The sequence below is a fragment of the Pseudomonas sp. R37(2017) genome, from assembly GCF_002113375.1.
Taxonomy (GTDB): Bacteria; Pseudomonadota; Gammaproteobacteria; order Pseudomonadales; family Pseudomonadaceae; genus Aquipseudomonas.
On the sequence record NZ_NEHO01000009.1, the window covers coordinates 59,753 to 73,296 of the forward strand.

At 58.0% G+C, this 13,544-nt stretch carries 11 protein-coding genes; 7 read left to right on the top strand and 4 right to left on the bottom strand.

Annotated elements, in window-relative coordinates; all coding sequences use genetic code 11:
* Positions 1–39: 39 nt before the first annotated feature.
* The 7 genes from clpP to CAG47_RS28120 all read left to right on the top strand — a co-directional run bounded on the left by clpP (position 40) and on the right by CAG47_RS28120 (position 8,548).
* A complete protein-coding gene (gene clpP / locus CAG47_RS16305; RefSeq protein ID WP_085725884.1) occupies positions 40–675 on the top strand; it encodes an ATP-dependent Clp endopeptidase proteolytic subunit ClpP in 636 nt (211 codons plus the stop codon).
* A gap of 112 nt (positions 676–787) precedes the next feature.
* Positions 788–2,071, top strand: coding sequence for an ATP-dependent Clp protease ATP-binding subunit ClpX (gene clpX, locus CAG47_RS16310; protein ID WP_085725885.1), 1,284 nt, complete (start codon positions 788–790; stop codon positions 2,069–2,071).
* A gap of 161 nt (positions 2,072–2,232) precedes the next feature.
* Positions 2,233–4,629, top strand: coding sequence for an endopeptidase La (gene lon, locus CAG47_RS16315; protein ID WP_085725886.1), 2,397 nt, complete (start codon positions 2,233–2,235; stop codon positions 4,627–4,629).
* Positions 4,630–4,777: 148 nt separating this feature from the next.
* A complete protein-coding gene (locus CAG47_RS16320) occupies positions 4,778–5,050 on the top strand; it encodes an HU family DNA-binding protein (protein ID WP_002552737.1) in 273 nt (90 codons plus the stop codon).
* A gap of 233 nt (positions 5,051–5,283) precedes the next feature.
* Positions 5,284–7,155 (top strand): SurA N-terminal domain-containing protein, encoded by a 1,872-nt coding sequence (locus CAG47_RS16325; RefSeq protein ID WP_085725887.1) that lies wholly within the window; start codon positions 5,284–5,286, stop codon positions 7,153–7,155.
* Between the two features lie 205 nt (positions 7,156–7,360).
* Positions 7,361–8,206 (top strand): DUF2242 domain-containing protein, encoded by an 846-nt coding sequence (locus CAG47_RS16330; RefSeq protein ID WP_085725888.1) that lies wholly within the window; start codon positions 7,361–7,363, stop codon positions 8,204–8,206.
* A 54-nt stretch (positions 8,207–8,260) separates the two neighbouring features.
* Entirely contained in the window at positions 8,261–8,548 is a 288-nt protein-coding gene (locus CAG47_RS28120; RefSeq protein ID WP_143515868.1) for a hypothetical protein, read from the top strand.
* Between the two features lie 22 nt (positions 8,549–8,570).
* Here CAG47_RS28120 and CAG47_RS16335 read toward each other — a convergent pair whose 3' ends face one another.
* The 4 genes from CAG47_RS16335 to CAG47_RS16350 form a co-directional block, all read right to left on the bottom strand.
* On the bottom strand, positions 8,571–9,620 hold the full coding sequence (locus CAG47_RS16335) for an AraC family transcriptional regulator (RefSeq protein WP_085725889.1): 1,050 nt from the start codon (positions 9,618–9,620) through the stop codon (positions 8,571–8,573).
* A gap of 3 nt (positions 9,621–9,623) precedes the next feature.
* The gene (locus CAG47_RS16340; RefSeq protein ID WP_085725890.1) at positions 9,624–10,754 is read right to left on the bottom strand and encodes a nitrilase-related carbon-nitrogen hydrolase; all 1,131 of its coding nucleotides are present in this window, start codon (positions 10,752–10,754) and stop codon (positions 9,624–9,626) included.
* A gap of 118 nt (positions 10,755–10,872) precedes the next feature.
* Positions 10,873–12,201, bottom strand: coding sequence for a TolC family outer membrane protein (locus CAG47_RS16345; RefSeq protein WP_085725891.1), 1,329 nt, complete (start codon positions 12,199–12,201; stop codon positions 10,873–10,875).
* Position 12,202: 1 nt separating this feature from the next.
* On the bottom strand, positions 12,203–13,543 hold the full coding sequence (locus CAG47_RS16350) for an HlyD family type I secretion periplasmic adaptor subunit (protein ID WP_085725892.1): 1,341 nt from the start codon (positions 13,541–13,543) through the stop codon (positions 12,203–12,205).
* Position 13,544 lies beyond the last annotated feature (1 nt).

A 13,544-nucleotide genomic window follows, 5' to 3' on the forward strand; every position in this document is an offset into this window, starting at 1 on the left:
CGTATTCAAGACATAACTATTTGGGAGTGACTGCAGAGCATGTTCCGTAATTCCTATATTCAGCAGAACTCTGATATCCAGGCCGCAGGCGGTCTGGTCCCGATGGTTGTCGAGCAGTCCGCTCGTGGCGAGCGCGCCTACGACATCTACTCGCGCCTGCTCAAGGAGCGAGTGATCTTTCTGGTGGGTCCGGTAGAGGACTACATGGCCAACCTGATCTGTGCGCAACTGCTGTTCCTTGAAGCGGAAAACCCGGACAAGGACATCCATCTCTATATCAACTCCCCTGGCGGTTCGGTGACAGCGGGCATGTCGATCTACGACACCATGCAGTTCATCAAGCCCAACGTGTCGACCACTTGTATCGGTCAGGCGTGCAGCATGGGCGCGTTCCTGCTGACAGCTGGTGCCCAGGGCAAGCGTTACTGCCTGCCGAACTCGCGTGTGATGATTCACCAGCCACTGGGCGGTTTCCAGGGTCAGGCATCGGATATCGAAATCCATGCCAAGGAAATCCTTTTCATCCGTGAGCGTCTCAACACGCTGATGGCCAAGCACAGCGGGCGCACTCTTGAAGAAATCGAGCGCGACACCAACCGTGACAATTTCATGAGTGCGGACGCCGCACGTGAATACGGGTTGATCGACGAAGTGATCAGCCAGCGCCCTGTTTAAAATAAGCAGCTCAAAATAGGGTTGGTCGGCGGGTCCGATCACCAGCGGGCTTGAAAAAGCCCGCAATAGCCTTCATCTTGTGTTGCAAGCCTATCGGATTTGGATCGAACGAATGACTGACACCCGCAACGGCGAGGACAACGGCAAGCTGCTCTATTGCTCCTTCTGTGGCAAAAGCCAGCATGAAGTACGCAAATTGATTGCCGGCCCCTCGGTCTTTATCTGCGACGAGTGCGTCGACCTGTGCAATGACATCATCCGCGAGGAGGTGCAGGAAGCACAGGCCGAAAGCAGCGCGCATAAATTGCCTTCGCCTAAAGAAATCAGCGGCATCCTTGATCAGTATGTGATTGGTCAGGAGCGTGCGAAAAAGGTTCTGGCCGTAGCGGTGTACAACCACTACAAGCGCCTTAATCAGCGTGACAAAAAGAATGACGACGTCGAACTCGGCAAGAGCAACATTTTGCTGATCGGCCCGACAGGCTCGGGTAAGACCCTGCTTGCCGAAACACTGGCCCGCTTGCTGAACGTTCCGTTCACCATCGCTGACGCGACCACCCTCACCGAGGCGGGTTACGTGGGTGAAGATGTCGAGAACATCATTCAGAAGCTGCTGCAGAAATGCGATTACGACGTAGAAAAAGCCCAGATGGGCATTGTCTATATCGATGAAATCGACAAGATTTCGCGCAAGTCCGACAACCCGTCGATTACCCGGGACGTTTCCGGTGAAGGCGTGCAGCAGGCCTTGCTCAAGTTGATCGAAGGCACGGTCGCTTCCGTTCCGCCCCAAGGTGGTCGCAAGCATCCGCAGCAGGAGTTCCTGCAGGTCGACACCCGTAACATCCTGTTCATCTGCGGTGGTGCGTTCTCTGGTCTGGAAAAGGTTATTCAAAACCGTTCCACCAAGGGCGGCATCGGCTTCAACGCGGAAGTGCGCAGCAAGGAAGAAGGCAAGAAAGTCGGTGAATCCCTGCGTGAAGTCGAGCCTGACGATCTGGTCAAGTTCGGTCTGATCCCGGAGTTTGTCGGTCGTCTGCCGGTACTCGCGACGCTGGACGAGCTTGACGAGGCTGCGTTGATGCAGATCCTCACCGAGCCGAAAAATGCTCTGACCAAGCAGTATGCCAAGCTGTTCGAGATGGAAGGCGTTGATCTGGAATTCCGTTCCGATGCGCTGAAGGCGGTCGCCAAGCGTGCCCTGGAGCGTAAAACCGGTGCCCGTGGCCTGCGTTCGATTCTCGAAGGTGTGTTGCTCGACACTATGTATGAAATCCCTTCGCAATCGGAGGTGAGCAAGGTAGTGATCGATGAAAGCGTGATAGAAGGCAAGTCCAAGCCACTGTATATCTACGAAAACAGTGAGCCGACCGCCAAGGCCGCGCCAGATGCATAAGCGTCACGCAGCTTGAACAAAGAAGGGGCCTTCGGGCCCCTTTTCTTTTAGTGCGTTTTAACACTGTCTTTGCGCTTGTTTTTTTTGAAGGCAGCCCCCATCTTGGTTTCAAGCTTACTTCCATCTGATTACGGCCTTGCGGCCGCCGTAGAGGCGAAATCATGAAGACAACCATCGAATTGCCTCTCCTGCCATTGCGTGATGTTGTTGTGTATCCGCACATGGTTATCCCGCTGTTCGTGGGGCGCGAGAAATCCATCGAAGCCCTCGAGGCTGCGATGACGGGCGACAAGCAGATTTTGCTGCTGGCCCAGCGAAACCCGGCTGACGACGATCCTGGTGAAGACGCCCTGTATCGTGTTGGCACAATTGCCACCGTTCTGCAATTGCTCAAGCTGCCTGACGGAACGGTCAAGGTTCTGGTCGAAGGCGAGCAGCGGGGCGCCGTGGAGCGCTTCAGCGAAGTGGACGGCCACTGCCGTGCCGAAGTCTCCCTGATCGACGAAGTCGACGCGCCGGAGCGCGAGTCGGAAGTCTTCGTTCGCAGTCTGCTGTCTCAGTTCGAACAATACGTGCAGTTGGGCAAGAAAGTCCCGGCTGAGGTCCTGTCGTCGCTCAACAGCATCGACGAGCCAGGCCGCCTGGTGGACACCATGGCTGCGCACATGGCCCTGAAGATCGAACAGAAGCAGGAAATCCTTGAAATCATCGATTTGTCGGCCCGGGTCGAGCACGTCCTGGCGTTGCTGGATGCCGAGATCGATCTGCTGCAAGTTGAAAAGCGCATTCGCGGCCGTGTCAAAAAGCAAATGGAGCGCAGTCAGCGCGAGTACTACCTGAATGAGCAGATGAAGGCCATTCAGAAAGAGCTCGGCGACAGCGACGAAGGTCACAACGAAGTCGAAGACCTGAAAAAGCGTATCGATGCCGCTGGTCTGCCAAAAGACGCGCTGGCCAAGGCTACGGCCGAACTGAACAAGCTCAAGCAGATGTCGCCGATGTCCGCGGAAGCGACCGTGGTGCGTTCGTACATCGACTGGCTCGTTCAGGTGCCGTGGAAGGCCCAGAGCAAGGTGCGTCTGGATCTGGCGCGGGCAGAAGACATTCTCGATGCCGACCACTACGGCCTGGAAGAGGTCAAAGAGCGCATCCTCGAATACCTCGCCGTGCAAAAGCGCGTGAAGAAAATTCGTGGTCCGGTGTTGTGCCTGGTCGGTCCTCCCGGGGTGGGTAAAACGTCCCTGGCGGAGTCGATTGCTCACGCCACCAACCGCAAGTTCGTGCGCATGGCCCTCGGTGGCGTGCGTGATGAAGCGGAAATTCGTGGTCATCGCCGTACCTACATCGGTTCGATGCCAGGAAGATTGATTCAAAAAATGACGAAAGTGGGTGTCCGCAACCCACTGTTCCTGCTCGATGAAATCGACAAAATGGGCAGCGACATGCGTGGCGATCCCGCATCGGCGTTGCTGGAAGTGCTCGATCCCGAGCAGAATCACAACTTCAACGATCACTATCTGGAGGTCGATTACGACCTGTCCGATGTGATGTTCCTGTGCACCTCGAACTCGATGAACATCCCGCCGGCGTTGCTGGATCGGATGGAAGTGATTCGTCTGCCGGGCTACACCGAAGACGAAAAGATCAATATTGCCGTCAAATACCTTTCACCGAAGCAGATCGCGGCCAACGGTCTGAAGAAGGGTGAGCTGGAATTTGATGCCGAGGCGATCCGCGACATCATCCGCTACTACACCCGTGAAGCGGGTGTGCGTGGCCTGGAGCGGCAGATTGCCAAGGTTTGCCGCAAGGCCGTCAAGGAGCATGCGCTGGAAAAACGCTTCTCGGTGAAGGTCACCGCAGACATGCTGGAGCACTTCCTGGGCGTGCGCAAATTCCGCTATGGCCTGGCCGAGCAGCAGGATCAGATCGGTCAGGTGACCGGGCTGGCGTGGACTCAGGTGGGTGGCGAGCTGCTGACCATTGAAGCCGCTGTGGTGCCGGGCAAGGGTCAGTTGATCAAGACAGGTTCCCTGGGTGACGTGATGGTCGAGTCGATCACCGCTGCCTTGACCGTGGTTCGCAGCCGGGCGAAAAGCCTGGGCATTCCCCTGGACTTCCATGAGAAGCGCGATACGCACATCCATATGCCGGAAGGGGCAACCCCGAAAGACGGTCCCAGCGCCGGTGTGGGCATGTGCACGGCCCTGGTTTCGGCATTGACGAGCATTCCGGTGCGCGCGGATGTGGCCATGACCGGCGAAATCACTTTGCGTGGTCAGGTGCTGGCGATTGGCGGTTTGAAAGAAAAACTGCTCGCGGCACATCGCGGGGGAATCAAGACGGTGATCATTCCTGAAGAGAATGTGCGCGATCTCAAAGAGATTCCGGACAATATCAAGCAGGATCTACAGATTAAACCGGTTAAATGGATTGACGAGGTCCTGCAAATTGCGTTGCAATACGCGCCGGAGCCCTTGCCGGACGTGGCTCCGGAGATAGTCGCGAAGGATGAGAAACGCGACGCGGATTCTAAGGAAAGAATTAGCACGCATTAGTACGTATTTGCCTGGGGGGCTTTCTTGACAGCTTTTTAGAGCCCTTGTTATAAAGCGGCACTTAAGTGTCTGTAGGCCATTCAGCACTCGTTTTTGCTTTCACCAAAAAACTTAGAATCATACTCAAATAGATATAAGGGGACTTAGAGTGAACAAGTCGGAACTGATTGATGCTATCGCTGCATCCGCTGATATCCCGAAAGCTGCTGCTGGCCGTGCGCTGGACGCTGTAATCGAATCCGTCACTGGCGCTCTCAAGGCTGGCGACTCTGTTGTTCTGGTTGGTTTCGGTACTTTCTCCGTAACTGATCGTCCAGCTCGCATTGGTCGTAACCCACAGACCGGTAAGACGCTGGAAATCGCAGCAGCCAAAAAACCAGGTTTCAAAGCCGGTAAAGCACTGAAAGAAGCTGTCAACTAAGTTCGATTCAGGTTTTTACCCATCCGGGTCGGGGTCATGCCTGACTTGGCAGCGGAGCGGCAGTCCTGACTGCAGGTCGCCGGTTCAAGACACCGAGGGTCGCCAGTTCGAGCCCTCGATCCGCTCCGCCAGTTACGAGAAGGCGCATCCTCGGATGCGCCTTTCTTCTATCCGGATTCTACCCACGCTCCACGGTTGCCCAATTTTGAAGTTCAACCGTTTCTGGGGGACGCATGCTGCAGAATATCAGGGACAATTCACAAGGCTGGATTGCCAAGACTATTATCGGGGTCATCGTTGTTCTGATGGCTTTGACCGGTTTCGACGCCATTTTCAAGGCCACGTCGCACAGTAATGATGCGGCCAAGGTCAATGGCGAAGAGATCAGCCAGAACGAGCTGAGCCAGGCGGTCGATATGCAACGCCGCCAGCTGATGCAACAGCTGGGCAAGGATTTCGATGCTTCCTTGCTCGATGAAAAAATGTTGCGCGAATCGGCTCTCAAGGGCCTGATCGATCGCAAGCTGCTGCTGCAAGGCGCAGAAAAATCGAAATTCGCTTTTTCCGAAGCGGCGCTTGATCAGGTCATCCTGCAAACACCAGAGTTTCAGGTTGACGGCAAGTTCAGTTCCGAGCGTTTCGACCAGGTGATTCGCCAACTCGGCTATAGCCGCATGCAATTCCGCCAGATGCTGGCTCAGGAAATGCTGATCGGCCAACTGCGTGCCGGCCTGGCAGGTAGCGGTTTCGTCACCGATGCACAGGTACTGGCGTTTGCCCGTCTGGAAAAACAGACCCGCGATTTCGCCTCCCTGAACATCAAGGCCGATTCGGCGGCTGTGAAGCTGACCGACGATGAAGTCAAAGCCTATTACGACGAGCACGCCAAGGAATTCATGACACCGGATCAGGTGGTCATCGATTACCTCGAGCTGAAGAAGGCGTCCTTCTTCGACCAGGTCAGCGTCAGCGACGCAGACCTGCAGGCAGCCTATCAGAAAGAAATCGCGAACCTGTCCGAGCAGCGTCGGGCTGCGCACATTCTGATTGAAGTGAACGACAAGACCACCGAGGCGCAAGCCAAGGCGAAGATCGAAGAGATCCAGGCTCGTCTGGCCAAGGGCGAGAAGTTCGAGGCGCTTGCCAAGGAGTTCTCCCAGGATCCGGGCTCGGCGAACAACGGCGGTGACCTGGGTTATGCCGGTCCTGGCGTCTACGACCCGGCGTTCGAAAAAGCCCTTTATTCGTTGACCCAGGACCAGGTTTCGGGACCGGTTCGCACCGATTTCGGTTTTCACCTGATCAAGCTGTTGGGCGTGGAAGCGCCTGAAGTGCCAACCTTCGCCAGCCTGAAAGACAAGCTGACCCGCGCCCTGAAAACCCAGCAGGTCGAACAGCGCTTTGTCGAGGCGAGCAAGCAACTGGAAGACGCCTCGTTCGAAGCGTCCGATCTGGCACAGCCTGCACAGGACCTGAAACTGACCGTTCATACCACCAAGCCGTTCGGTCGTGAAGGTGGGGAAGGTATTGCGGCCAACCGTGCGGTGATCGCGGCAGCGTTCAGCCCGGAAGTCCTGGATGAGGGTGCGAACAGCACCGCCATCGAGTTGGATCCGGAAACCGTGGTCGTATTGCGTGCCAAGGAGCACCTCAAGCCTTCGCAACTGCCACTGGAAAGCGTTGATGCCGCCATCCGCGGGCAATTGGCCAAGGAACACGCCAGTGCTGATGCCAAGACCAAGGCTGAAGCCCTGATTGCCAGCCTGCGCGATGGCAAGACTCCGCTGGATCAGGCCGTCGATGGTCAGGCCTGGAAAGTCACCGAAGCGGCGACTCGCGCTCAGGAAGGGGTCGACCCTGCGGTGCTGCAAGCGCTGTTCCGCATGGCGAAGCCGGCGACCAGGGACAAGCCGACCTTCACCAGCGTGACGCTGGCGGATGGCAGTCTGATGATCCTGCGCCTCAATGGCGTGAACGAAGCAGCGGCGCCGACCGAAGAAGAGAAGGCACAGTACCGTCGCTACCTCGCTTCGCGCATCGGTCAGCAAGACTTTGCGGCGTATCGCAAGCAACTGGAAAGCCAGGCAGACATCAAGAAATACTGATGCCTGAACAGGTTTGGCGCTACACAGAAAACCCCGGCCGGAAAGCCGGGGTTTTTTTGTTGTGCGCCGTACGTCACTTGCTGCGGTGACTTTTGCGCAAAACCGGGGTCAATCAGCCTGTAACTGTTTTAAGACACGATCGATGCTCCGCTAAGCATCGATCTGTTGCACAATATGCCCCGAACCGTTTTCCTCAGGATGTTCAATGTTTAATTCATTTCCCATGCGGGTTGTCGGGCTGACTGCCGTGCTTGCCACTGCGGCCGGTTGTTCATCGAACAAGACCGCCATCTACGAGCATGAGAATTTCGACGATTCCGGAACCTTTTCCCGCAACTATCCGGTCACCGATACCCAGAGCTGTGAGGCCGCCCGTCGCGCCTTGCTCAGCCAGGGTTACATCATCACCAGCAACGATTCGAAGCTGGTCAGCGGTCACAAGAGCTTCCAGCAGACCGGCGAGAACCACATGGAGATCAGCTTCAGTGTGGTCTGTGCCGATGACGGCAGCGAAGGGCATCACGCGACGGTGTTTGCCAACGCCCTGCAGGATCGTTATGCACTGAAGAAAACCAACAACTCCGCCAGTCTTGGTGTGGGTGTGTTGGGCTCGGTGTCGATGCCGATCGGTTCTTCAGATGACTCGATGGTCAAGGTCGCCAGCGAAACCGTATCGTCTGCCAAGTTCTACGAGCGTTTCTTTGCTCTGGTCGAACTGTTCCTGCCACCTGAAGCGAAAAAGGCTGCGCACATTACCGAAAAGCCGAAAACCGACCTGGGCATGCCTGAAGCCCAGGCAGCTCCGGCACCACAGGCTCCGGCCCCGGCGGCGGCACCCGCTATCGAACCAGCAGTGTCAACGCCTGCACCCGCCGAAGCGATGCCTGTCGTCTCCGAGCCGGTTGCCCCGCCCCCTGAAGCGGCTCCGATCACACCGGTCGAGAGTGTGGCGCCCGTACTGTCCCCGGAAATCATCACGCCGCCGTCGAATCCGACTGACTTGCCACCGCCAAGTGAACCCATTCCAGCGATGCCTGTCTCTGGCCAGTGAGGGTGACACCTCAGGCGCGGGTCGGATGACCCGAGCCTGAGGCCACTCCGAAGATTGATCCGCATCAAGCAAGTCCGCTGTACTGCGATTTCCCGCGAAAAAACCAATGATAAATTCCTGACCAACTGCTACGTTTTATTCAGTAGCAACGGGGTGTGTTATCCGCGTCATGTTTCTTTCACGCGGGCACTTTATGCTCAGGGAATGGGTCATTTGTTCAGACGCTTTTTCAATACGGGTTTGGGGGATTCAAGAATGGACGATTATCAAGAAGAGCTGCTCGAATATCAGGCGTTTGAACTGGATCCGCTGGAGCCAGCAGAAGACGCGACCGAGCTTTAAGGCTTCAACTTGTCGCTTGCAGCTAGAGGCTTTGGGCTGTTTTTCTATGGCTGCGGCGAAATTCGCCAGGTGTCTGCCCGTTCCAGCGTTTGAATGCGCGTTGAAACGCTTCGGCTGAGGCAAAGCCCAACAGGTAGGCGATCTCTCCGAACGCCAGTTCTGTGTCGCGTATGTAAGTCATCGCCAGGTCGCGGCGGGTGTCGTTGAGAATCGCACGAAATTGTGTGCCTTCCTCGACGAGCTTGCGGCGCAAGGTCCAGGTGGGCAGCTTCAAGCGTGCCGCCACCTCCTGCAGGTCGGGTTCCCGGCCGCCATTGAGCAACGGTCCCAGCAGCGCGATGATGCGTTCACGCAGGCTGCGGGTGCGTGTCAATTGCTCCAGTTCCTGTTCACACAATTGCAGCAGATGGCGCCAGGTGCTCGGGCAGTGTTCGGGGTTGCGTTGGGCGAGGCTTGCCAGGCTCAAGCGCAGTTGATTGCGCTCGCTGCCAAACTGAATCGGACAGTCACCCAAAACGTCATAGGCTGCACGGTAACCGGGTTCCTCGAATTCGATCTCGATGCGTTCGGCGCGCAGCGGGGCAGGGCTGACACTGGATAATTGCTGCAACCAGCCGGCGAGGATCGAGTCGACCACGAAGCGGTTGTAGGCGTTATAGGGGCTGATCGAATAGAAGCGCAGCCAGGCGCCCTGAGGGTCTTCGTGAAAGCTGGATTGACCCCGATAATTTGAACCATACAAGGCTTCGAAGCGGATCAGGCAACGCGCGGCTTCACGCACAGTCGGTGCCTGGGCTGCGGTGACCCCGGCCAGGCCCGCCTGGCTCAGGCGACTGAGCTGACCCATGCGCAAGCCGAGGGCCGGGTTGTCGGTCAGTTGAATGGCGCTGTGGCCCAGGCGCATGTAGCGCGGTATCGACAGGCGGGCACCCGCTTCGCTCAGGCGCGCGGTATCGAGGCCGTATTGATCGAGCAGTGGCTGCGGATCGACGCCATGACTGCGCACGGCATCCGCCAGGCTATGTACAAAACCCACCGACAGATCGCCGAGGCGCATTGGTTGCGGTTTCATGGCTTACAACCAGAGGTTCAGCAATCGCGCACCCTGGGCGCTGCTGTCGGCAAAGTGCTGGCCATTGCGGCTGAGGAAGCTGTTCCCGGCGCTGCCCTGATCCCAGAACTGACCCCGCAGGAACACACTCACGCCAGCGACAGCCAGACTGGCCGGTATTCGGGTCGTAAGGGTCAGGCGCTGCCAGGCCTGGCCTTCACTGACTTCTCCGGGCTTCAAGTTGACCGAGGCTGGCTCTGCTGAACCCCTGTAGCCACGCCACGGCTGATCCCAGGTGCCACGGCCGGCAACAAAGGCCGGTACCGCAACCAGTTGTACGCTCTGGTCGTTGAGCTTGAGGTAGTTTTCCGGGTACCAACTGTCGTGGCCGATCAATACGCCCAATCTTCCTGCGGGAGTCTCGACGGCGTTGAGCGAATGATCGCCGTTTGCCTTGATCCCGTTCTGTTCTGCGAAGAACGGGTGCATCTGGCGCTGGGGCTGGCCGATCGGCTGGCCATCGTTGTTGAACACTACACTGCTGTTGTACAACGCGCCTCGGCCGATTTTCAACGTGCCGTCGATGATGCTCGGTTCGGGCAGCACGATGGAGCCGGCGACCAGCGTCACGTGGAATTCCCTGGCCAGCCCACCGAACAATGCCTGGTAGTCTCTGGCCATCGCCTTGGCTTTCATGCGCAGATGAGCATCGTCCAGGCGGTTGCCACCTTCGGCGCTGATCAACGCCTTGGCGAACTTCAGGGGATTGCTCACCGCCAGCCAGTTCATGGCCTCCTTGAGGGTGCTGGCCTGATACAACTCATCCTTTTCGCCGCTGACCATCAACCAGGTACCGATATGCTCCGGCAACACGACGACGGTCTTGCCGTTCAACAACCCCTGGTCCCGGGCTGCTTGCAGATAGGCCGCGAGCTTGCGGTGTAAACGCTCGGGACTTTGATAATCGGTAGGAAACAGTTCGGGCTGGATGCCGAGCAGATTGCCACGATCGGCTGGCGTACCCTGGTCGACAGCCAGGTTGATCCGCAGGTCCGAAAGGTAATGACCCGCTGGCCGGTCCGCGGCCCACATTGCGTAGGTCGTGAGGGCGGCGAGCAAGGCCATGGAGAAGGTCAGGTACAAAAGTTTGCGCATGGGGAAACAGTTTACAGCCTGGAACCGGGCGTGGCTGTTCATTTGGAACCGGATCGAGCATAAAAGGAATCAGTGACCCGGTGGGCAGCGTTTGGCTCGACCGGGTAGCAGATGAACGTTATTTGGTGACCAGCAGTTCCGGGCCAAGGTAGTCGTTGATCTGGTTGATATCGTCATCGCCCAGACTGCCCACCGAAGAGGCGAGTCGCAGACGCGACATCAAATAGCGTACCTTTGCTTCGAACAGATCGTGGCGCGCAACGAAGAGCAGTTCTTCGGCATTGAGGACGTCCGAGTTGGTGCTGGTACCGCCCTCTTTGAAGCCCTTGCGTGCCGATGCCAGTGAGCGTTCGTTGGACACTACAGCCGTCTCCAGCGCGCGAATGCGTTTGGCGCCGCTCAGGATGCCTTGATACTCACGGGTGGTTTCGGTAATGACTTCCTGTCGCGCGGCGTCGAGCTCGTCCATGGCCTTGTCGCTATTGGCACTGGCCTGGCGTGTCAACGCGCTGACGCCACCACCGCTGTATATCGGGATATTGACTTCCAGCCCGATCGAGCCGTAGTGGTTGCGTTGATTCAACTCGGAGAGTGATTGGCTCTCACCCGCGGTGTAGCCGGCAATGAAATCCAGTGTTGGCCAGTGGCCGGCACTGGCTCGCTTCACTTCTTCTGCTGCGAGGTCGCTGTTATAACGGCGCGCATGGATCAGCGGGCTATCGGCCTGGGCTTTGACCAACCAGTCCTGCAGGTTGCTCGGCAGCAGCGGTGGTGTATCGAAGCTCGGGCGCAAGGTGGTCAGCGACTCGGGGGTTTCACCGATGAATTCCTCGAGCTTGCGGCGTGCGTTGATCAGGTTGTCTTGCGCTTCGATCAGCTCGGCGTCGGCGAGGTCGCGGCGAGCGGCCGACTCGTCGATGTCGGTGACGGTGCCGGCCCCCAGTTCCATGCGCCGTTTCGCCGAGGCGAGTTGTTCTTCGAAGGCGTTCAGCTTGGACTTGGCCAGGACGATGGTTTCGCTGGCCAGGAGCACATCGAAATAGCTCTCGGACAGGCGCACCGCGGCGTCCTGGGTCTTGGCATCGAATACAGCTTCGCTGTAGTCGGCACGCTGCTGACCCTGCCGATATTCGGACATTTTCTGTTTGTTGAACAGCGGCTGGCGCAGGCGCACGTTGGCGCCCTTGGAGTCGTAATGGAGATCTCTGTCGATGCCGCTCTGGCTTTGGGATCCATTGACCTTGTTGTGGTAGCCAGAGGCATTGATCTGCGGTAGCAGGCCAGCCTTGCCAATGGCGCGGTTTTCCTCGCCGGCCTCTTTTTCATGCACGGAGGCCTGGTAGATTGGGCCCTGGAACTGCAACAGGTCCCAGGCTTGCTTGAGGTCCATGGCGTCGGCCGGCAGGGCCAACCCCAGCAGGCAGAAGAGCAAGCAACGACGTTCCATTTCATTGTTCCTTGAATGAGCTGTCCACACGTTCGAGCATTGGTTTAAGAAGATAGCTCATCATGTTGCGTTCGCCGGTCTTGATGGTGACGCTGGCGGGCATGCCGGGGCGAATGTGATTTTTGCCAAGCAGGCTCATGCCGTCGGGCGTGACTTCCACCTGGGCCAGATAGAACGGCTGCTTGTTTTCCTCGTCCATCAGGCGGTCGGCGGAGATGGTCAGCACGCGGCCGGGGATGTTTGGTGTCTTGGCATGGTTGAAAGCCGGGAAAGAAATGTCCACGGGCAGGCCGGGGACCATCTTGTCGATGGCCTGCACGGGAATCATCGCGTCGACCTGCAGTGGTTCATTGAGCGGAACGATTTCCATGATCTTGAAGCCGGGCTGAATGATCCCACCGACGGTGGCAATGCTCAGGCCCTGGACCATGCCGTCGATCGGCGAGCGAATCACCGTGTGGGTCACTTCATAGTCGAGTGCGCGCAAGCGGTCGGCCAGTGTGGTGTTTTCCTTGGCGGTTTCAGTCAGCTGCGATTCGACTTCCTTGAGGTAATCGTGCTGGCGTTGCAGGATGCGCAGTTTGATTTCGGTGGTCTGGCTGCGTATGCGCGCGATGTTGTTGAGGTTCTCGGCCTGGCCGGCGGAGAGGTCGGCATTGCTGCGTTCCAGTTCAAGCAGACGGTTGCGCGGCACATAGCCTTCGGCTGTCAAAACGCGGGTGCCTTGCAGCTCCTGGTTGAGGAAGTTGATTTGCGAGGCGCGGGCACCATAGACCTGCTGCAGGCCCTTGAGCTGCACTGCCGACGCCGCGAGGTTCTCCTGCAGGATGCTGATTTCGCCAGCGAGCCCGGCGCGCCGGGTGTCCAGCAGGCGCTGTTGCAGGTCCATGGCGGCCTCCAGGCGGTGATCCCCCTTGAAGCGCTCGAGCAATTCGGGATCGAACTTCACCACATCGCGGCCGTCACGTTCCGCTTCCAGGCGGTTTTCCACGGTCTTGCTGACGATGTACTGGGCGCTGACCGCGCCTTGTTCGGAAGCAGCGCGCAATGAGTCGAGGCGGACCACCTCCTGGCCTTTTTTCACGATATCGCCTTCGCGAACGAGAATGGCCTCAACCGTACCGCCGCTCAGATGCTGTACGGCCTTGCGATTGCTGGTGACCTTGACCGTGCCTGTCGCTACCACGCCGGCATCCAGCGGCGCCAGCCAGGACCACAGGAGGAAGCCGCCGAAGCCGGCGATCACCAGCCACACGCCCCAGCGCGCGGGTTTGGCGACGTCCAGATCCACCACGTTCTTGGGGTCGGCTTGAATCATATCGGTGCGTTGGCTCATTTGCATG